Annotated in this window: 16 protein-coding genes; 2 read left to right on the top strand and 14 right to left on the bottom strand. The window is 52.3% G+C overall.

Annotation, left to right across the window (positions count from 1 at the left end; translation table 11 throughout):
- Nucleotides 1–28 precede the first annotated feature (28 nt).
- Genes QQJ87_RS11110 through kdpA form a run of 5 tightly spaced genes read right to left on the bottom strand, consistent with a single transcriptional unit; the run spans nt 29 to nt 7,669 of the window.
- Nucleotides 29–739: a response regulator gene (locus QQJ87_RS11110; RefSeq protein WP_284281798.1), complete on the bottom strand. Its 711-nt coding sequence runs from the start codon at nt 737–739 to the stop codon at nt 29–31.
- On the bottom strand, nt 736–3,387 hold the full coding sequence (locus tag QQJ87_RS11105; RefSeq protein ID WP_284281797.1) for a sensor histidine kinase: 2,652 nt from the start codon (nt 3,385–3,387) through the stop codon (nt 736–738). Before QQJ87_RS11105 ends, QQJ87_RS11110 begins: the two co-directional genes overlap by 4 nt.
- A gap of 8 nt (nt 3,388–3,395) precedes the next feature.
- Nucleotides 3,396–3,986 carry a potassium-transporting ATPase subunit KdpC gene (gene kdpC / locus QQJ87_RS11100; protein WP_284281796.1) on the bottom strand — a complete coding sequence of 197 codons (591 nt, stop codon included), beginning with the start codon at nt 3,984–3,986 and terminating at the stop codon, nt 3,396–3,398.
- Nucleotides 3,987–3,998: 12 nt separating this feature from the next.
- Nucleotides 3,999–5,984, bottom strand: a complete 1,986-nt coding sequence (gene kdpB / locus QQJ87_RS11095) for a potassium-transporting ATPase subunit KdpB (protein ID WP_284281795.1) — start codon at nt 5,982–5,984, stop codon at nt 3,999–4,001.
- Nucleotides 5,981–7,669, bottom strand: coding sequence for a potassium-transporting ATPase subunit KdpA (kdpA, locus tag QQJ87_RS11090; protein ID WP_284281794.1), 1,689 nt, complete (start codon nt 7,667–7,669; stop codon nt 5,981–5,983). Before kdpA ends, kdpB begins: the two co-directional genes overlap by 4 nt.
- 190 nt (nt 7,670–7,859) lie before the next feature.
- On the opposite strand from kdpA, the gene QQJ87_RS11085 reads away from it, so the two are divergent.
- A complete protein-coding gene (locus QQJ87_RS11085; RefSeq protein ID WP_284281793.1) occupies nt 7,860–8,855 on the top strand; it encodes an alpha/beta hydrolase in 996 nt (331 codons plus the stop codon).
- Here the strand turns inward: QQJ87_RS11085 and QQJ87_RS11080 are convergent.
- Nucleotides 8,836–9,978, bottom strand: a complete 1,143-nt coding sequence (locus tag QQJ87_RS11080) for an acyl-CoA dehydrogenase family protein (protein WP_284281791.1) — start codon at nt 9,976–9,978, stop codon at nt 8,836–8,838. The two genes, QQJ87_RS11085 and QQJ87_RS11080, sit on opposite strands and share 20 nt — an antisense overlap.
- Before the next feature lie 77 nt (nt 9,979–10,055).
- Here QQJ87_RS11080 and QQJ87_RS11075 point away from each other — a divergent pair, with 77 nt between their 5' ends.
- Nucleotides 10,056–10,655, top strand: coding sequence for a TetR/AcrR family transcriptional regulator (locus QQJ87_RS11075; RefSeq protein WP_284281789.1), 600 nt, complete (start codon nt 10,056–10,058; stop codon nt 10,653–10,655).
- Between the two features lie 21 nt (nt 10,656–10,676).
- Here QQJ87_RS11075 and QQJ87_RS11070 read toward each other — a convergent pair whose 3' ends face one another.
- The 8 genes from QQJ87_RS11070 to QQJ87_RS11035 form a co-directional block, all read right to left on the bottom strand.
- Nucleotides 10,677–11,351 (bottom strand): hypothetical protein, encoded by a 675-nt coding sequence (locus QQJ87_RS11070; RefSeq protein WP_284281788.1) that lies wholly within the window; start codon nt 11,349–11,351, stop codon nt 10,677–10,679.
- A gap of 84 nt (nt 11,352–11,435) precedes the next feature.
- Complete coding sequence (locus tag QQJ87_RS11065) at nt 11,436–12,659, bottom strand: YbfB/YjiJ family MFS transporter (RefSeq protein ID WP_284281786.1); 1,224 nt, start codon at nt 12,657–12,659, stop codon at nt 11,436–11,438.
- Between the two features lie 569 nt (nt 12,660–13,228).
- On the bottom strand, nt 13,229–13,870 hold the full coding sequence (locus QQJ87_RS11060; protein ID WP_284281785.1) for a c-type cytochrome: 642 nt from the start codon (nt 13,868–13,870) through the stop codon (nt 13,229–13,231).
- Nucleotides 13,871–13,880: 10 nt separating this feature from the next.
- Nucleotides 13,881–15,155, bottom strand: coding sequence for a SorA family sulfite dehydrogenase catalytic subunit (sorA, locus tag QQJ87_RS11055; RefSeq protein WP_284281784.1), 1,275 nt, complete (start codon nt 15,153–15,155; stop codon nt 13,881–13,883).
- A gap of 213 nt (nt 15,156–15,368) precedes the next feature.
- Nucleotides 15,369–16,352 carry a malate dehydrogenase gene (locus tag QQJ87_RS11050; RefSeq protein ID WP_284281871.1) on the bottom strand — a complete coding sequence of 328 codons (984 nt, stop codon included), beginning with the start codon at nt 16,350–16,352 and terminating at the stop codon, nt 15,369–15,371.
- Nucleotides 16,353–16,410: 58 nt separating this feature from the next.
- Complete coding sequence (locus QQJ87_RS11045) at nt 16,411–17,559, bottom strand: YeiH family putative sulfate export transporter (protein ID WP_284281783.1); 1,149 nt, start codon at nt 17,557–17,559, stop codon at nt 16,411–16,413.
- A gap of 489 nt (nt 17,560–18,048) precedes the next feature.
- Nucleotides 18,049–19,512, bottom strand: a complete 1,464-nt coding sequence (locus QQJ87_RS11040; RefSeq protein ID WP_431310098.1) for a YncE family protein — start codon at nt 19,510–19,512, stop codon at nt 18,049–18,051.
- 14 nt (nt 19,513–19,526) lie between these two features.
- A complete protein-coding gene (locus QQJ87_RS11035; RefSeq protein WP_284281781.1) occupies nt 19,527–19,961 on the bottom strand; it encodes a DUF305 domain-containing protein in 435 nt (144 codons plus the stop codon).

Raw genomic sequence — 19,961 nt, 5'->3', positions numbered from 1 at the left:
CCTGCATGAGCGTCAACGATTTTGTGATCTAGGTGCTGGTTGGAGCGAATCGAAACCTCAAACCCACACCGTTTTCAGTGATGATGTATTTGGGGTTCAGCGCGTCCTCACCCAGTTTGCTTCGGATTTTACTGACCGCCACGCGCAGATAATGTGTGTCTTCAATGTGGCTTGGCCCCCACACTTCTTTCAGCAGTTGTGGTTGGGTTAGCGTTCGCCCTGCGTTTTTTACCAAAATCGACAGCAAGTGATATTCTTTTTTGGTCAGACTGACTTCAAGGCCCTCCAGCCAAACCTGTCGGTTTTTCAAATCGATACAAAGGTGTCCATCGTCATAAAGCCCGCTCGGGTCCGTGTCTTTGGGTTGGTGATGTCTCAGCAGTGCCCGAACCCTGGCCAGCATTTCCTGAAGTCCGAACGGTTTGGTCAAATAGTCATTGGCCCCAATATCCAGTAGCCGAACTTTTTCCTGCTCTGAAGAGCGCACCGAGAGTATCAGCACAGGTACCTCAGACAGGGTTCGGATGTGTTCCAGTACCTCTCCGCCATCCATGTCGGTAAGTCCCAGGTCAAGAATGACCAAATTCGGTTGAGAGGCTGCCAGCTCGCCGAGCCCCTCTGCGCCAGTGCTTGCCTCGCAGGTGCGGTAACCAGCGGCACGCAAGCTGATGCCCAGAAACCGCCTGATTTGGGGTTCATCGTCGATGATTAGTATTTTTGCAGTGGTGGCTTCTGTCATTCTGTGTAATCAACCGAGGAGCTGTTGGGTTCAACACTCAAGGGCAAGCATATTCTCAACGTTGTACCCTGGCCATCTGGACCGGGCAGGGCAGTGACTTCGCCCATGTGTGAACCAACAATGCCTTGCACAATGGTCAGTCCAAGACCGGTGCCTTGAGTACCCCGATCGCCGCGCTGCATGGTGTAGAACATGTCAAACACCTTTGCTCTTTCATCGGCAGGTATGCCAGGGCCTTTGTCGGTCACTTCAATTTGAAGTTTGTCTGATTGTCGGGCTACTCTTATTTCCAGCGCTTCGCCAATTGGAGAAAACTTGGCTGCATTTTCAATCACATTGAACAAAGCCTGCTCAATCAGGGCCGGATGGGCATGAAGTGGAGGCAATCCGTCTTCAATTTGTACTTCAATGGTTTGGCCCGGGTGGTAGCGTTGAAGTCTCTGGACTGCAGAGGCAACGAGATCTTCAACGTAGGTCCATTCACGCTTTAAGGCAAGGCCGTTGTGTCCCAGTCTGGTCATATCCAGCAAGTTCTGAATGTAGCGGTCCAAGCGTTGACCTTCTTGCAAAATGGTGTCCAGAAGTGCTGCATGATCCTCCGGCGGAAGGCTTGTTTGGAAAGTGTCCAGCGTTTCGGCAGCGCCTACCATGGCCGCCAGTGGGGAGCGCAGGTCATGTGACACCGATGAGAGCAGTGCCGAACGAAGCTTTTCAGTTTCAGAAATCACTCTGGCTGACTCCAGCTCATTGACCAGCCTGGTGCGCATCACTGCATCACCGATACTTTGGGTCATCGACTTCAGAAGCGTAGCCATTTCATTGGACAGGCTTTTCTGACTGGCCGGGAAGCAAAATCCTGCGACTCCTTCCGATCCGCTGTTGCTGGCCGGCATGGGCATGAATAGCCATTCTGCGCCGGCCAATGTGTTGGTGAAGCGTCCGCATTCTTCCCGTGTGGATTCACAAAGGCTTGCAGCATGCCGAATTTTCGGATCTTCGGATAAGGTGAATTCTGCTTGGGTTTCAGCCAAGGTACCTACCCTCAACCAGACACGAGCCCCACTGGATTGAGCCAATGCCCTCGCGCCACGTTCCAGAACCGCATGTATGTCGGTGGCTGTCGAGAGTTGCCGGGTGAGTTGTTCCAAGGCAATGCCGTAGGCATTGGCTGCCCGCAAAGCGTCCAGTTGTTCTCGCATACGCGAGGCCAGACCACCAGCCATCAATGCAGTCACCAGAAAACCCGATACGGTGATAATCCCTTGTTCTGCGGATATTTCGAAAGTAAAACGAGGCTCTATGAAAAAGTAGTTGTAGGCCAGAAAACACGTTACTGCAGCCAGTGTAGCCGCGCTTCTTCCGGTCCGCGTGGCAACCACCAGCACTGCGATCAGGAAAATGGCTGACAGGTCTTTGAAGGCCAGAAGGCTGTCGGCTGCCCACGCGGTCAAAACCGCCAGAATGCTGCAGAGTACTGCAAATGCCCAGTCAGCAAAGGGCACCTGGTTTGCCCGCAAAATCGATTTTGCAGGTCTGGAATCGTCTGAAGCAATCAGCGTGATTTCATATTGCCTTCCCCGGTGCAGCAGCTGATCCGCCAGCGTTCGCCGACAAAGCCTTGCTATTAAACCCTCATGACCACGTTCAGCCAGTATGGCGGTGACTTGTCTTACCCTTGCTACCTCAAAAATGGCATGAATTCTGTCGGAGTGATGAACCACCTCAAATTCCCCGCCCAATCTGCGCGTCAAGTCACTCCACTGATCCAGACGCGCCCTGTGAGTGTCATCCAGATGGGCATTTCGACTCACGACACACAGGGCGATCCATCGTGCACCGCGTCTTTCGGCAAGACGTCCGCCCGCGCGCAACATGTATTCGCTGCGTTCGGATCCGTCCAGCACAATCAGGACGGTTTTTCTCATCGGTGCAGATTCGCGTCCATTGGCGCTAAGCGCCATGCGGGAATCCTGATCAATCAATTGACCAGCCTTGTCAATGGCGAGGTCGCGAAGTGCCTTTAAGTTGACGGGTGTGAAGAATCCCGTCATTGCTTGCCTTGCTATGTGTGGTGCGTAAATTTTTCCTTGTTGAAGGCGCTCGAGGAGGTCATCCGGTGGCAAATCAATCAGACGAATATCCCGAAGATGGTCGAATAGGGTGTCGGGCACGGTTTCACGCACTCTGACACCGGTCAACTGATGGACCTGATCATTGATGCTTTCAAGATGCTGGATGTTCAGAGTGCCATACACATCGATACCTGCCTTGAGCAACGATTCCACGTCCTGCCAGCGCTGAGCGTGCAAACACCCTGGTCCGTTGCTGTGCGCCAGTTCATCGATCAATATGAGCGAGGGGCGCCTGTTTAGGGCGGCCTCCAGATCAAATTCCTTGAGTATTTGGCCCTGGTGGTGGATGTCCATCATGGGCAGGGCAGGCAGCCCTTCCATTTGCCGCGCAGTTTCACCGCGTCCGTGCGTTTCCACCACTCCGATCACCACGTCTGTACCGTTTTGCAAAAGCTCCCGGGCGCGTTGCAGCATCGCGAAGGTTTTTCCGACTCCTGGTGCCGCACCCAAAAATACGGTCAGTCTGCCTTTGGCAGTTTTGTTCAGTTCCTGGACGAGTGCATCAGCCCTGTTCATGGTGTGATTCAATTTTTTACTTTGTCCAGTTGATCGAGATGGGTGTTGAGTTGCATCACATTGACGCGTGCCTCACCCAGTAAACCGAATTGCGGAGTCTGCGTCAATTCCGAAACCAGGGACTGCAAACGCTGCGTCGAAACATGACGCGCACTGGCCACGGCAGGCAGTTGGAGCAGGGCCGATTCAACACTGATATCTGGATCGATTCCGCTGGCAGATTCAGTCAGTAAATCAGCAGGAATTGTTTGTTTGGGTTCCAGACCCAATCGAGCGCGGAGGTCTAATGCGTCTTTCCGGATTCTGGCGTTTAAAGCGGGATTGCTTAAGGCCATGTTGCTGGCACCCATGGTCATCGGATCATAGTTCGCTGCAGAAGGTCTGGACAGGAAATATTGCTGGTTCGGAAAGGCTTGTGCGACCAGATAAGAGCCGCGTACTGTGCCATTTTGAATGATCAGGCTGCCATTGGCCTGTTCGCGATACAGCAGTTGCCCGGCTCCTGTTCCGCAGAGGGTGTAGACAAGCCCGAATACCCCCAGGGTGACAATTAAAAGTCCAATTACTGGTCGGACCAGCTCAATAGTTGCGCTTTTCATAGTCAGGTCCTTTCAAAATCTTATAAATTGAAGGGCTAGGTCAATGAGCTTGATGCCGATGAATGGCAGCAGCACACCACCCGCTCCATAAACCAGCATGTTTCTGCGAAGCAAATTGGTCGCTGGGCCTGGCACAAAGGGAACGCCCTTCAAGGCCAGCGGAATGAGCAAAGGGATCACAATGGCGTTGAATATCAAGGCGCTCAGAACGGCCGAACTCGTACTGGCAAGGTGCATCACATTCAGACTGGCCATACCCGGGGAAATTGGAACAAACAGAACCGGCAAAATCGCAAAATATTTCGACACGTCATTGGCCAGTGAAAAGGTGGTCAGTGCTCCGCGGGTGATCAGCTGCTGTTTTCCGATTTCAACCACTTCCAGCAATTTGGTCGGATTGCTGTCCAAGTCAACCATGTTGCCAGCCTCGCGTGCGGCTTGCGTGCCCGAATTCATGGCCAGCCCGATGTCGGCTTGAGCAAGCGCAGGTGCATCGTTGGTGCCATCGCCCACCATGGCGACCAGGTGACCTGCAGCCTGTTCCTCCCGTATTCGTGCCAGTTTGTCCTCGGGGCGTGCCTGAGCCATGTAGTCATCCACTCCAGCTTTGGCAGCAATGGCTGCCGCCGTCAGTGGATTGTCTCCGGTAATCATCACTGTGCGTATGCCCATGCTTCTCAACCGTGCGAAACGTGCCTGAATGCCAGGCTTTACGACATCCGAAAGCTCTATGACGGCCACAATGTCTGCGTCCTCACACACCAGCAGCGGTGTGCCGCCAGCCCGGGCAATTTCCTCAACCAGACTCTCAGTTTTGGGGGGAATTCGGCCGCCCAATTGCGCACAATGCGCCGTGATGGAATCGGCTGCCCCTTTGCGCAATTGAACACCATTGGATAGATTCAACCCGGACATGCGGGTGGTCGCACTGAAGGGCAGAAATTCGGCGTTTGTCAGCGTGGCTTTCCATTCGGCTTGATCACCCGCCAGCGTTACGATGGATTTTCCTTCAGGAGTCGGGTCCATGGCCGAGGTGAGATAACTGATGCGTCGGGCGGTGTCTTCGGTGTATCGTCCCAAAGGGATGATGCGCGTTGCCATGCGGTCTCCGTGAGTGATGGTGCCCGTCTTGTCGAGCATTAGAACATCCAGATCGCCAGCCACCTCGACAGCTTTGCCACTTTTTGCAAGCACATTGTGCTTCAAAGCCCGGTTCATGCCGGCAATTCCAATGGCCGGCAGCAGACCGCTAATCGTCGTTGGGATCAGGCACACCAGCAGTGCGATCAGAATCAACGGGTTGATCTGAAGGCCCAGCTGCCGTGCAACAAACGGCAGAGTCAGAACCACAATCAGAAAGGTCAAGGTCATGATGATCAGCAGCTGACCCAGGGCAATCTCGTTGGGCGTTTTTTGACGGTTTGCGCCTTCCACAAGGCTGATCATTCTGTCCAGAAAACTGTCACCCGGTGCTGCGGTAATCTCAACGTCAATTTGATCTGACATCACCAGCGTGCCGCCGATCACTCCGGAACGGTCGGTCTCTGCTTCTCTTAGAACGGGTGCTGATTCACCGGTAACTGCAGCCTCACTGATGGAGGCGCAGCCTTGAACAATTTCACCATCGGCGGGTATTTGCTCACCTGCGCTGACACGTACTCGGTCGCCACACTGCAGTGCCGACGCAGGCTTGATCTGCACCGATCCGTCTTGAAGCAGGACATTGGCCATCAGGTCTTTGCGTGCTTCTCGCAAGGCGCGGGCCTGTCCCCTGCCGCGCGCTTCGGCAACCGCCTCTGCAAAGTTTGCAAACAGCACTGTAGTCAGCAAGGCCACAAAGACAGCAATCCCGAAGGCCCAGCCCAGGTTGTTGCTCGGTGCCAGCAGTAAGCTAAGCCAGGTCCCGATCCAGACGATGGCCATAACCGGGTTGCTGAATGCTTTGGTGGGTGACAGTTTTCTAAAGGTCTCCAGAGCGATTTCATAACGCATATTCATGGCTTGACTCCAGTTATTGTCAGGGCAAAGTGGTCTGCGACGGGGCCCAGCATCAGCGCAGGCGTGAATTGAAGCAGAGTCAGGATCAGGATTGTGGCAATCAGAACCAGTCCGAATGTGATGCTTTCAACTTGCAATGAGCCAGCGTTTTCAGGTACCAGAGGTTTTCGGGAAAGGCGCCATGCCAACACCACAGGAATCATCAGCGAAGGAAAGCGGCCTAGCAACAGAGCAATCGAAGCGTTGACGTTCCACCAAACTGTGTTGTCACCCAGACCTTCAAGGCCTGAGCCGTTGTTTGCATACGCCGAGGTGTACTCGTAAAGCACCTGGGCAAAGCCGTGAAAGCCCGGGTTGCTGGTTGCGGCCAAGCCTGGAAAAGAAAAGGTGATTGCAGACAGGCCCAGCACAGTTAAAGGCTGCAACAGGATGAGAACTCCCAGCCAGCGTATTTCGCCTGCCTCAATTTTTCGACCGAACAGTTCAGGTGTGCGGCCGGTCATCAAGCCAGCCAGAAACACGGTGAGCATCAGGTAGACGAAAAACTGCAGCAGTCCACAACCTACACCGCCAAACGTGCTGTTGATCATCATGTTGCACAGTGCGACCAGAATGGTCAGCGGGGCCATCGAATCCATCATGGCATTGACCGAGCCATTCGAGGTTTGGGTCGTCAAACTCGACCACAGCGCTGATTCGTCGACATTGAAGCGTTGCTCCTTGCCTTCCATCCAACTTGCGCCTTGCAAACCTGGGGAATTATGTTCTGCCGCGATCGATGCGGCGCTCGCCCCAATCGACATGGCGATCATGACTCCGATGATGAGGGTGGTCAGTCGTTTGCGCCCTGTGAACGGACCGACCATAAACACGACAGCAACAGGCATCAATAAAATGGCCAAAGTCTCCAGAAAGTTGGACAGTGGTGTCGGGTTTTCAAGCGGTGCTGCACTGTTCGGGCCATACCAGCCACCGCCATTGGTACCCAGCTGTTTGACTGCAACCATGGGGGCAACTGGGCCCAAAGGCACTACTTGCGCTAGGTTTTTCCAAGTGGTGTCCAGTGGTCTGAATTGGGGTCCACCTGACAGCGTGGCTGGTACACCTTGCGACGTCAGTAAAACGGAGAGTACCAAGCCAGCTGGCAAGAGCAGGCGAATGGCTGGACGCACAATGTCCACCCAAAAATTTTGTGGTTTGTTTGGTTCATCCTGTCTGCCAAAAAGCAGCCGCAACATGCAACAGGCCATAGCCAATCCCATCAGCGGCGAAGCGACCTGTAATCCTGTGATGGCGGACGCCTGCGACAAAAGAGACAATTGAGCCTGACCCGAATAGTGCTGCTGATTGGTGTTGGTCAAAAAAGAAATGGCTGTGTGCAAGGCCAGATCCCAGGACATGCCTGGGGCATGATTTGGGTTCCATGGCAGATGGCCCTGAAACATAAATACCATCCACACCGTCAGACCCAGTGCGGCGTTGCAAGCAACAAATGCGGTCAGGTACTGCCGAAGTGACATGGGTTGACGCGCGGCTTTGCCAAGCATTGCATAAATGGGCTTTTCGATCAGATCAAACAGTGGCTCTGCACGGCTTCGATCTCCCCGCATGACAGCCGCCAGATAATGCCCAAGCGGCCAGCCCAGTATCAGCACCGCTGCGTAGAGCAAACAGGTTTCGAGCATGATGGTTTCCTGTGGTTTAGACAGGCTTCATTGTCTTGAACTGTTGCGTAAATTTTCCAGACGAAAAAAGTGGATTCTCGTAAAGAAATCGTTAAATCCCTGAATTCTTCTTGCACGGCGAAGACATCCACCTCCCGCTTAATTTTTGAATTAAAGTGGAGTGGGTATAACAAAAAATCAATCAGATACCATGGCGCAGCAGCAACCGGACAACTACTACCTGAACCAGCTATACCGATACCAGGCTGGCCGCCTTGAGGACATCAAACGCACGGCGCTGGCCATGGCCATTCAAGTGGCGTTTCGCGGTGTAGGCAGCCTGAATTTTGGGTTTGACCTTCAACGCAAGGCCTTCGACCAGATCACCAGCAAGCTGCGCCCTGTCAGTGGCGTTCGAATTTCGCAGCGGCGCTTGGGTGACACCCCCGTGGAGTGGGTTCAGTCTTTGCATTGCGACCCCAAGGGCGTGATTATTTACCTGCACGGCGGTGTGTTCTGTTTGGGCAGCGCCAAGTCGCATCGCTCGATTACCAGTCGGCTTGCCCGCATGACAGGCGCGTCTGTGGCGGTGGTGGATTATTCACTGGCACCCGAGAACCCATACCCCAAAGCGATTGATGAAATACTGGCAGTGCATCAAGATTTGCGCCGCATGGGTTACCTGGCCCGTCAAATTGCAGTTGCTGGTGATTCTGCGGGTGGCATGCTGTCGCTGGCCCTGTGCCTTCGCATTCGTGACGAGTGGGAAATGTCCGCCGCATTGGCTTTGCTTTCACCCATGACCGACGGCACCCTGCGTGGCACCACGCTGCGCAGCAAAGACGACGAAGACCCCATGTTGAGTTACGACCTGCTGGCCCGTGGTCTGGATGCCTATCAGTTCAACCGAGCCGACTGGGCCCACCATCCACTGGAGCAAAACTTGCGGGATTTACCGCCCATGTTGATTCAGGTGGGCGACCGTGAAGTGCTGCTGGACGACAGCATGAGACTGGCCGAAAGGGCCAGGCTTTTTGAGGTGCCCGTGCGTGTTGAAATTTACGAGAACTACTGGCACGACTTCCAGATGAATGCCGACTTGCTGAAAACCGCTGAGCGGGCGGTTGAAAGGCTGGGTGCCTTTCTGTCGGCCCGTATGCAGGGCCGACAGCCTACGACCGAAGAACTTACAGCGAACGCGCAATAATTTCTTTCATGATTTCGCTGGTGCCGCCATAAATGCGCTGCACCCGTGCATCGGCGTACATCTGGGCAATGGGGTATTCCAGCATGTAGCCATAGCCGCCAAAGAACTGCAAACATTCATCGATGGTTTTGCATTCCAGTTCACTCATGTGCAGTTTGGCGATTGACGCGGTGACGGTGTCCAGCTTGCCTGCGATCAGTTTTTCAATGCAGTTGTCGATGAAGGCACGCGCAACCACCGCCTGCGACTTCAATTCGGCCATCTTAAAGCGGGTATTCTGGAAATCAAAAATCGCCTTGCCGAAGGCCTTGCGGTCTTTCGCGTATTCCAGCGTGGTTTCAATGGCCATTTCGACAATGGCCATGGCGCCCACACCCAGCATCAGCCGCTCGTAGGGCAGTTCTTGCATCAACTGCACAAAGCCTGCACCTTCGGCCCCCAGCAGATTGGCCGCAGGAATGCGCACATTGTCAAAGAACAGTTCGCAGGTGTCTTGCCCCTTTTGCCCCAGCTTTTCCAGAATACGGCCTACCTTGAATCCTTCGGCGTTGCGTGTTTCAAGCAGCAACAGGGAGGTGCCCTTGGCACCTGCAGCCGGATCGGTTTTACAGACCACCACAATGACATCGGCCAGGTAACCGTTGGAAATGAAAATCTTGGAGCCGTTGACCACATAGTGGTTGCCATCGCGAACGGCAGTGGTGCGCACACCCTGCAGGTCCGAGCCCGCACCGGGTTCACTCATCGCAATCGCACCGATCATCTCGCCGCTGGCCATTTTGGGCAGAAAGTATTGCTTTTGCTCTTCAGTGCCGTGGTTCAGAATGTAGTGTGCGGCAATGGCATGCACATGCACGCCGAACGAGCGGTCGCCGGAATAGGCCAGCTCTTCAAACAGCACCGCCATGTGTGAAAAGTCGCCACCTGCGCCACCATATTCATCTGGCACGTCAGCCAGCAACACGCCCAGTTCGCCGGCCTTCAGCCACACTTCACGGTCGACGTGCTGCTGTTTGGCCCATTTTTGCTGGTTCGGTTTGATCTCTTCTTCCACGAAACGGCGTACATTACTGCGGTAAAGTTCCAGATCCGAATTCATCCAGCTGGGGTTGGGGTAACGCATGATGGAAAATCTCCTTTGGTGCTGATTTGTTTTTGATTTAATTTATAGGTCGAGTGACCTAATACTACACCAACACTATGGCAAAAATGCAAGAAAAAGGGTTTGAGCGCACGCAGGTCATTCTGGCGGTTGCCCAGACTTTGCTGGCGCAGCAAGGCTATGCGGGCTTAAGCATGCGGGCGGTTGCGCAGCAAGTGGGCATCTCTCTGGGCAATTTGCAGCACTACTATCCCAGCAAGGAAAAGCTGGTAGAGGCCTTGTTGATTCACATTCTGGATGGCTTTCAACTGCGGGTGGCTGAAATGACAGACCGAATGCAGTCTGCCTCTCAGCTTGAACGGTTCAAGGCCCTGATTGATCAGGTGCTGATCGAGATCAGGCAACCCGATACCTATGGTTTACTGGCTGAGATCAATGCCCTGGCCAATCGTTTGCCATTCGCTGCGCAATTGATGCAAACCGTGTTTGAACGCGAGCGCAAAGAGGTGTTCAAACTGATCAACGGCCTAAACCCGAAAATTTCAAAGGAAGAATACAAGCGCCGTGCCGCCATGATCGTGGTGCAAATTCATGGCTTGCTGGCTCCGTTGGTGCCGGACGGCGGCCGAGGTTTTAGTCGCACCGAACTTGAAAAAGCCGCCAGAGAAGCGTTTTCAATGCTGGCTTTGAATGGATGACCTGATCGCGTTTACGCGGAACTACGGAATCAACTGCAATTGTCTGAGGAGCTGATGCACTACACTTTTGCCAACGGGTATTGTGTTGTTGTAAATGCTGTTGATTTGCTCTTGGTCAAGCTTCAACGAATCGTTGAGCTCAAATTGTGGAAGCCACCAATCGTGGGCTTCCTTGCTTAGCATGACTTTACCGTTTTTTGCGTCGTATAGAGTCGCACGTAAAATGACTTGACCAATTGTCTTGTGTTTGCCCGTGAGCGTGCTGGTTTGTGTAATGCCGATTCCATGGAGTGCAGAAAGAGTTCCGAAATCAATGCTTGCTTTACTAGCCGGTCGAAAGACAAGCACATAATCGATTTTTTTGTTCAGAATCGCCGCTCTCTGAAACACAGAAGTGGGGTTGTAGCTGTCAAACGCGCTGACCGAGCTAAAGCGATGCGCTCCTTTGAGGGTATCTTGCGCATAATTGTCCAATAACGCCTTTAGACCCCATTTGGATATGTTGGCCAAACGATCTTGATAGCTGATTTGAGTAACGCCCACTTTTTTAAGCTGCAGCGAATTGCCAGCATCGAAAACAACCGCGATGGCTCCTGAGTCGACTAAGGGTTCTTTCGGTAGAGAATCAACGGACGCACAACCTGAGGCACATAACACCCAAAGTCCTGTAAATAGAGTAAATCGTAGTTTTGTCACAATGCAGTTGATGTGTTGAACGCAGTGACCTTTAGTGTATTACTCGATGGGGGCTGGGGCAAAATACACCCCATTTGCTGAATCTTATGGGTGAGGAAGCCGCTGACTCTGACTGGCGTTTAATCGCTCCTCCCGCATCAGCAGCACAAGCAGCCCAACACCCGACAACATCACGAGCGCCGTGACCACCAGCGCCCAGTGGTAACTTCCGGTTGCGTGCGCAATGGCACCGGCCATGGCGGGGGCCACAATTTGTGCCACCCCAAAACTCAGGGTCATTCTGGCCATGGCTTTGGCCGGGTTGTCTTTGAAGTGCAGCCCAACCAGGGTGAGGGTCAGGCTGACAATGCCCACAAAGGTGATGCCGAACAGCACTGCACCCAGAATGTTCAGGGCGGCGCCCTCAGTCATGATGGGCAACACCAGAGAAAACGTTTGCACCACATACGCCAAAATCAGCGCCTTCACATGCCCCAGGTTGCTGGCCACTTTGTCCCACAGAAAGCAGGACGGCGTGGCTGCCAGGCCTACGATGACCCACACCCAACTGCTGTTGGCTTTCAAAAGGGGCAGATGCACGAGAATGTCGACTGTGAACGTGGCGCTGATGACATAGCCAAATCCGCCACAGAAATACGCCGCGATCAGCAACCACATCCATGTTTGAGTGGGGCGTGGTGTTTGATTCAGGGCCGCGTTGTGTGTTGTTTTGGATGAACTTGCTGGGGCCTCCGGTGGTGGCAGCCACAGCCAGGCTGGAATGAAAAACAGAATGCCAAACACACCCAGCGCCATCCATTGCTGATCCCAGCCCAAGTGGCTGGACATCAATGCCACAGCCGTACCTGACACGGCAATGCCAAGGCCCAGGCCCGTGAAATGCAGCCCCAGCTCGGGCTTGTGCCCCTTGCGCATCAGCCAGTTCATCAAAAGGCCTGAGCCGATCAGCATGCCTGTCATGCTGGAAAAACCACCGATGAATCGCATGATTCCCCATGCAACGACGCTCTGGGTCATGCCCATGGTCATGGTGCTGACGACGGCAAGCACCAGGCCGATTTTGTAAAGGCGGTATTTCAACTGGAGGTTGCTGATGGACGAGGCCAGAATGGCACCGGTCATGTAGCCCGCATAATTGATGGTCGCCAGCCAGCCCCCGGCCAGTACGCTCAGCCCAGCCTGATTGCGCATAATGGGCAGCAATGGGGTGTAGGCAAAACGGGACAGACCGAGCGTAAGCACCAGCGCGCAAATGCCGCTGAACAACACCCGATAGCGTTCAATCTGAGGGCTGCTGAGTGTGCTCATGGGCAATGCTCTTGAGAAGGTGATGCGGATGATCGGGACAGCTTGTCCGTAATAAATTATAGGCGGATTGGCTTTCAGACTTCTTGTGCTCGACTTGGTTTGTCGTCATTTCATGATTTATTGTGAATCACTGAATGGTGTTGAGGGTCTGTATTGATTGATTGGCTTCTTTACGGATTTGACAGCAATTGGGAGTCAAATGAGATCCGCCCGTAGATAAAAGATCAGACACATTGTTGCGATCCCAAGAGTAAGCTTCCAGCCAACCCGCCTTGACTGGGATTTGGACTTGTCGTTTTGCATTGTTTAATCTGCCCGCACATTTGTTTCTATCCAAACCCGCCCGCCATCCAATGCTTTATTTGAAAAGCAGCGCGGAAATTCAAATAGTTTTGAAGCTATCCTGATTTCAATGTAAGGCGGACTTCAGCTCGCAAATTAGGGTATGCAGGCTGCAATACCCAAGTTGACCTACCACCAAACAGGGGAAGGTCAAACTGGAATTTGTCTATCGGTTTGATGGTTTGTTGGAAAGTTTTAATCCCATACAGTTGAAGGCTCTAAAGTGGTCATTGCCTTAGAACAAATTCAGCAAGGGTGCGTAACTCCGCTGATGTCAGTTGAGAAAAAGGAGGCATTGCAGCCGATCCCCATTTCCCGGAGCCACCAGCGCGAATGTTGGCTGCGATCTTGGCCAGAGCTTGAGGGTCACCTTTATACTTGACCGCAACCTCATGATAGCTTGGGCCGACTATCTTTTTGTCGATAGCATGACACCCAAGGCAACTGTTGGCATTTAGCAGCGACGTGGCATCTAGAGTTGCCACCTGTTCTGTTGTTGTCTTGGATATTGGGGTGTCAACTTTTAATTCAGGTGGCAACTCACTTTCCTGAGCTGTGCCGTAGGTCACAGCCAGATAGGCACCTACCTTTCGGATTTCGTCATCGGTAAGGGGGGCACCATAAAGGTGCTGCATCTTTCCAGCCTCACTTGTCCACTGCGCTAGGTTCATGCCTGGGGGTTGGTACTTGATGTAATCGGCCGAATGGCATATTACGCATTTTTGGGTGGCGACCACATACCCAGGCAGAGGCGAAATCTTGAACTGTGCCGTCTCAGGCGGCAGCTTAAGCTCCAAGGGAGTCGCACGCACGAGCAGGGCCGTACCAGCAAAGACCAGTCCCGTGCACAGGTTTAATATTTTGTTCATGTGCGTTCCCTTAAACAATCATCACACCAGTTGATTCGATCACGTGGCGGCGATAGCCCCCCGGATTCCATGTTGAATTCGGTGGCTGCACTTCACCCTGTCGATTCGTGGCGCGCACCATGAGCACGGCTCCTCCTTTAATATTGAATTTGACCGGCAAGATCCATTCCCGGAATGAATAGCGACCAAGATCGCTCCCCAACTTTGCTGTGCGCCAGGTTTTGCCTCCATCAATCGACACTTCAACCAACTTGATTCCGGCTCCCCCGTCAAAGGCTATGCCCTTCAGTTCTATTGTGCGGCCGACAGGTATAACACTTCCGTTAGTCACGCTAGTAATGAAACTGCGCACTGGCAGAGTTGAAATAGGCCGGGTTTTGTCAGGTGTAGTACCAGGCGTTATACAGTTACATTCATTGTCGGGAATACGGTATGCTTTGGTCATAAACAAGGCGTCGTGACCCTCAAATTGCTGGTCGAGCACTTCAATTTCTGAGAGATGCTTAACCCAGTAAGTGCCGAAATAGCCAGGTACGATGAGCTTTAATGGAAAGCCATTGAGGAAGGGAATATCTGAGCCATTCATCTGCCACGCAAGCATCACCTCACCATCCAGCGCGTGATCTATGTTCAGTGTTTTCCTGAAATCGGATGTAGTGGGCAGCACTGGTTGATCCAATCCGTTAAACATCACTTGCTTGGCACCCGCCTTGACCCCAGCCTTTTCAAGCACGGCTTTAAGAGGTACACCAACCCAACGTGCATTACCCATGGCACCATTTGCCAACTGGGCACCGAACACGCGCGGAGAAGAAAAGCCACGACTATTGCCGGAACACTGGTTGACGGCAACTAATTCCACATGATTTGCCAAAGCCTTGAGTTCAACCAAAGACAGGTTCAGCGTTGTATTGACGTGACCTTTGACCACCAGTCTGTAGGTGTCGGGGTCGATTGCAGTCGGAATGTTTGCCAGATGATAGCGCACGAAAAATGCATCGTTAGGCGTAATTGCTCCACGGTTAAATAACTCGAATGGCGTTTCCAAGTGTGGGGGGCGGGTTGTTACACGGATTAGTGGTTGTTTCTGTGGGTACTTGACCAGTTCTCGGGGACCATCGGCAAACGTTACGCCTTCTCCCGTTGCGGTTATGGCCAAGCTTCTGGCGGGAGTCGTCGCGAGGCTTGTAACAAGCATGCCAGCTCCAACAATGAAGTGTCGCCGCGATGCAACTGGTATTTGGGGCTCGTTATCTAACGGGGCAATAATGGAGTGAGGTTTCATAGATACGATCTCCTTTGTGATAATAATTGTATGAAGTACACCTCTTGTCAGCACACGTGGCCAAACTCGCGACTCATTTATGCCTCAGACAACTGATGTCGTCATGGTCTTGACTTTAGCCAATATGAACACCATTGCAAAACGGATAAAACAGGCAATTCCCTTTTATCTATCTCTTTTATTGGTAGATCATCAAAGTAATGCCAGGAACACTTAAACCAGCAAATGCCGAATTGCATCGCGTTCCTGCCGTAATTCATCTTGAGCGAGCTGTAACCTTTCGCGCGCAAATGCATTTATATCAAGGTCCCGTATGCGTTCGATGCTTCCGCTTCTGCAGATCGTGGGAACACCAAAGAATATACCCTCTTCAATGTCATACGATCCATCAGAAGGTAAAGCCATGGAAACCCAGCGATCATTACTGCCGCACACCCAGTCGCGCATATGATCAAGCGCGGCATTGGCCGCCGAGGCCGCCGATGACTGACCACGCGCCTCAATGATTGCTGTACCGCGCTGTGCCACAGTTTTAATGAACACCTCACGGTTCCACTGTTCGTTTTGAATAACAAAAGGGACTGAATGGCCGTACACCAGGGCAAAGCGGTAGTCCGCAAACATTGTCGGTGAATGATTACCCCACACTATTAACTGAGAAATACTGTCAACAGGCTTGTCGAGATGCGATGCCAGCATTGCTTGAGCCCTGTTTTGATCTAGCCGTATCATTGCGCTAAAGCAAGATCGATCAAGGTCTGGTGCAGCAGTCATTGCAATGAGCGCATTTGTGTTGGCAGGGTTGCCTACCACCAGTACTTTGACTGATCGGTTGGCGACTGCGTTCAATGCGCGTCCCTGCTCTACAAATATACTGGCATTTGCCTCCAGTAAGTCAATGCGCTCCATACCCTTTTTACGCGGCTGTGCCCCAACAAGAATTGCAATGTCAACGTCGCGAAAGGCAACGTGTGGATCGTCTGAGATCACTACTTTGTCCAGTAGCGGGAATGCGCAGTCCTCCAACTCCATCGAAATACCACGCAAAGCACCAGACGCATGCGGTAAATCCAGTAAATGGAGAATGATCGGTTGATCTGGTCCAAGCAGATCTCCGTTTGCAATTCGGAATACCAAGGCGTAGCCGATCTGGCCAGCTGCACCGGTAATGGCTATGCGTTTGGGTGATTTCATAATGAGCTCCTCGGGTTGATGTTTTAAAAGTGAATTGGTTTGAATGCCCTTAGCCTCAAAATCAGCCAAGCACAGCGGATACAACTGCATTGATGAGCAGACCGCCGACGATCAACCAGACAAACAACACCAACGCCAGCAGCAGCGGCTTAACACCAGCCTTCTGGATTGCGGACATGTGTGTAGTCAGGCCTAGTGCCGCCATTGCCATAGCCAGCATTAATGTGTCAATGTCAAGTGCCACTGATACCAGGCTGTGCGGCAGAATCGCGAGCGAGTTTAGCCCGGCGACTGCTACGAAGATCAATGCGAACCAAGGAATCGTGATTTTGCCCGGTGTGGGGTGATCAGTTTTGGCGACCTGGACTCCAACGTGCGCAGGATGCACAGACTTTTCTCGCGATAACCAAGCGGACAGCATGATTAAAAAGGGTGCCAGCATCATCACTCGCACCATTTTTGCGATCACGGCTGTGTTTGCTGCTTCTTCGCTGATCGCGCGCGCTGCTGCAACGACCTGTGCGACCTCATGCACTGTTGAACCGGTAAAAATTCCAAAAGCTGTAGGTGTGACTGACACCAGGTGCCACTGCTCATTCAGGTGATATAAAGCTGGGTAAAGAAAGATCGCAAGTGTGCCAAATACAACGACCGTCGATACTGCTACGGTCACCTGCTCGGCACGGCCCCTGATCACTGGCTCTGCCGCCATTACAGCCGCTGCGCCACATATTGAGCTACCAGCACCGATTAGCATTGCTGTTTTGCGGTCAAGCTTGAATAATCGTGTTCCAAGAAACCAGGCAAGAAAAAAAGTGCTGGTAAGTACTATTGCGTCGATGATGACGCCAGCGATTCCGACGCGGCCAATGTCCTGAAATGTCAGACGCAATCCATAGAAGATGATGCCCAAGCGAAGCAGGTTTTGTTTTGAAAAACCAACTCCAGCTGCGCATGTAGCCGCAATCCGTGGATAAAAAGTATTGCCGACAACCATACCCAGTACGATCGCCAAGGTCAACGCACTGATGCCTTTGGACTGCAGAAACTGCAGTTTGCCCATTTCGTTGGCCATTAATGCAATGAGTGTTGCCAGCCCAAGACCAGGCAGATAGGCTGCAAGCGTTATTCCTAGTCCGCTCCGACTTCTTGAATTTCGGGCGACAGCGGAGGGGTGGCTGACTTGTGGGGAAGTTTTTAATGTGTCCATGATCATTTCCAGGTTGATGTATGGATCAGGTTACGTGCATTTTTAATAATTAAAAAACAAATAATTTACGTATTAATAACCTAAAAAAAAGGTAGGTTTTTTGGTAAATACCATTTTGCTCCTCACAGAAACGCCTCTCCCATGAATGGCAATTCAGGAGATGAAAGCGAACATTGATTTGTCAGCGAACCATTGTGGGGATTGTGATTTGGAAAATGGTACGGAAACTTGCACCGATTGGCCCAAAACAGACAGCGTTTTTGAGATCAACAACAACCAGAATATAAGAACATGTTGTGTGCCCTTTCCAGGCACCCGAGGTAGAGTGCATCGGAAAGGGCACGACCAGTTTTGATTACAGGCAATGCGACGCGGCCTACAATGACTTCCTTTTTTGTCACTAGGGCCAAGATGGTCAGGGACTTTCGCTCGGATCCATGACGCACCTTGCCGAGCTCGAGTCCTAACCGATGTGTGCGTTTGGGTTTGTTAATGTTGAACTTGGACGACCTCTTCCGGCTTTCCTTCGGATGTCAATTTTGCAATTACCAGGTAACGTCGTTGTGTCGCGTCAGCTGGTAAATCTTTATCGACCGCTTTGCGCAACGGGCCCAGCGTGCTGATAATGGCGGCCCCTGCCGGATTGCCCACAAATTTTGCCAGAGGTTCAAGTGAGCCGGCACCATCAGGCTGGGTAGAGAGAGCCAACATATATGGTTTTTTGGGTTCAATTCCGGTTACGGCCACCTGCATAAGATCCAGCAAACCTTGGTTGTTTATGGAAACAGTGGTGCTGACCTGTTGTGAACCACTCGGCCCCATTGTGAGCTTGATTGCACTGCCGACATTGGCGAGCGGCAGCAGATTCTCGGTACCGGCACCGACCGGAACTGCATTCGGAACATACACCATGCCTTGCGGTGACTGACCGCTGGCAACCGTCCCTGTTACCTTGTTGTTCAAGGTGTCAATTATTGCTACACCATTCCCATTTTCCAGACCCACGTAAATTCTAGTTCCATCGCCAGATGGCCACAAACCGTGAGGTAACGCACCTACCGGGATTGTTGCGACCAGTTTTGGCTTGTCGGTGGTCGTGAAAACTTTTACTTCATTCAGGCCGCCTACCGTTACGTAGGCAAATTGCCCGTTTGCATTGCGTGCAATGTTAACGTGATTGGTGATTGGCCCCGTGTCCAGTACCGCAAGTGTATTAAAGGGCGGATGCGCGTTAATCACCTGCGTCTTCCCGATGTCTTTCAGTGTGAGCCATACTTGCCCGCCATCGGGGGTGGCGGCCAGGTCCGGGCTGAAGGGCGATGCCTGTTTAACATGGCCGACAATCTTGTGTGATTTGGTGTCGATCACCACCATGTCGGGTGTGAAACTTGACACCACATAACCATATTTTCCGTCTGGCGAAAAGATAGTCATGCCTGGACCGTTCGGAACCATGATTTTCTTGGTTGGCTCGTAGGTTTTGCCATCCAGTACCTGAATGTAATCTTCACCTCGAATCGTGACCCATACTTCCTTACCGTCCGGGGTGAAGAACGCCTCATGAGGAGAGCGGCCAACATAGGTCGTGTGCTTGACCCGATTGGTCGCTGTGTCTATAAAAGTCACTGAGTTCGAGCCGATCGACACCACGTCCAGTGTCGCATGATCTGGTGAAAACCCCATGCCATGCACCAACAGCTGTCCTTTATACAGTGGGCTGAGGTTGCCAGGGGTCGGGTCTCCCAGGCGGATTACACCAAGTAAACTTTCCGTGGCGGGGTCGAATACGGATACGGTGTTTGACGACTGGTCGCTCAGATAGACGCGGTCATGGGAACTAATCGGAATGTCTTTGGCACTTGCTGATTCTGGTGCCTGACCTGCAATTGCCACAGCACTGAAAATTGCAGTGGTTCCAAACAATGCTGTTGCCAGTACTGATTTTCTGAAAATACCTTTTATCATAATTATTCCTTGTGAGTTGATGTGTTATGTGGTGGCGTCTCGGCCGACGCGACGCCTAATTCAGACTGCATGACTGAAATTTCAGAATTTTGAGTGACTATGATTTCCTGGGCCAGGCGGCGTAGAACAGGATTTTTTCCGAACAGCAATTCAGCCTTGGCCATGTTGACCGCGCCCTGATGATGTGGAATCATCATTGATGCGAAGTCGTGGTCTGGGTCGCCATTCATCGGTGCCTGGCTCATGCCCGCGTTCATTATGTTCATTGAATTGTCCATGGCCTGTGCAAAGTTGGAAGCACCGGATATAGCTTCCGTCTGCGTGATTTCTGGAATTCTTTGAATGTCTTGTGCGGAGACAGACAATGAAAATGCCGACAGAGCGATTGAAAACAACAGCGGCATTTTTTTGGTGAATAAAGACCCATAGGTCATCAT

Source organism: Limnobacter litoralis, assembly GCF_030160455.1.
Lineage (GTDB): Bacteria > Pseudomonadota > Gammaproteobacteria > Burkholderiales > Burkholderiaceae_B > Limnobacter > Limnobacter litoralis.
The sequence above is the reverse complement of the archived record's forward strand: the minus strand, read 5'-3'. Positions and strand labels throughout refer to the sequence as shown.

Bases quoted from the DNA above. Each gene is read 5' to 3' on its own strand.
- QQJ87_RS11110 (WP_284281798.1), bottom strand. From the start codon at position 739: ATGACAGAAGCCACCACTGCAAAAATACTAATCATCGACGATGAACCC.
- QQJ87_RS11105 (WP_284281797.1), bottom strand. From the start codon at position 3,387: ATGAACAGGGCTGATGCACTCGTCCAGGAACTGAACAAAACTGCCAAA.
- kdpC (WP_284281796.1), bottom strand. From the start codon at position 3,986: ATGAAAAGCGCAACTATTGAGCTGGTCCGACCAGTAATTGGACTTTTA.
- kdpB (WP_284281795.1), bottom strand. From the start codon at position 5,984: ATGAATATGCGTTATGAAATCGCTCTGGAGACCTTTAGAAAACTGTCA.
- kdpA (WP_284281794.1), bottom strand. From the start codon at position 7,669: ATGCTCGAAACCTGTTTGCTCTACGCAGCGGTGCTGATACTGGGCTGG.
- QQJ87_RS11085 (WP_284281793.1), top strand. From the start codon at position 7,860: ATGGCGCAGCAGCAACCGGACAACTACTACCTGAACCAGCTATACCGA.
- QQJ87_RS11080 (WP_284281791.1), bottom strand. From the start codon at position 9,978: ATGCGTTACCCCAACCCCAGCTGGATGAATTCGGATCTGGAACTTTAC.
- QQJ87_RS11075 (WP_284281789.1), top strand. From the start codon at position 10,056: ATGGCAAAAATGCAAGAAAAAGGGTTTGAGCGCACGCAGGTCATTCTG.
- QQJ87_RS11065 (WP_284281786.1), bottom strand. From the start codon at position 12,659: ATGAGCACACTCAGCAGCCCTCAGATTGAACGCTATCGGGTGTTGTTC.
- QQJ87_RS11060 (WP_284281785.1), bottom strand. From the start codon at position 13,870: ATGAACAAAATATTAAACCTGTGCACGGGACTGGTCTTTGCTGGTACG.
- sorA (WP_284281784.1), bottom strand. From the start codon at position 15,155: ATGAAACCTCACTCCATTATTGCCCCGTTAGATAACGAGCCCCAAATA.
- QQJ87_RS11045 (WP_284281783.1), bottom strand. From the start codon at position 17,559: ATGGACACATTAAAAACTTCCCCACAAGTCAGCCACCCCTCCGCTGTC.
- QQJ87_RS11035 (WP_284281781.1), bottom strand. From the start codon at position 19,961: ATGATGACCTATGGGTCTTTATTCACCAAAAAAATGCCGCTGTTGTTT.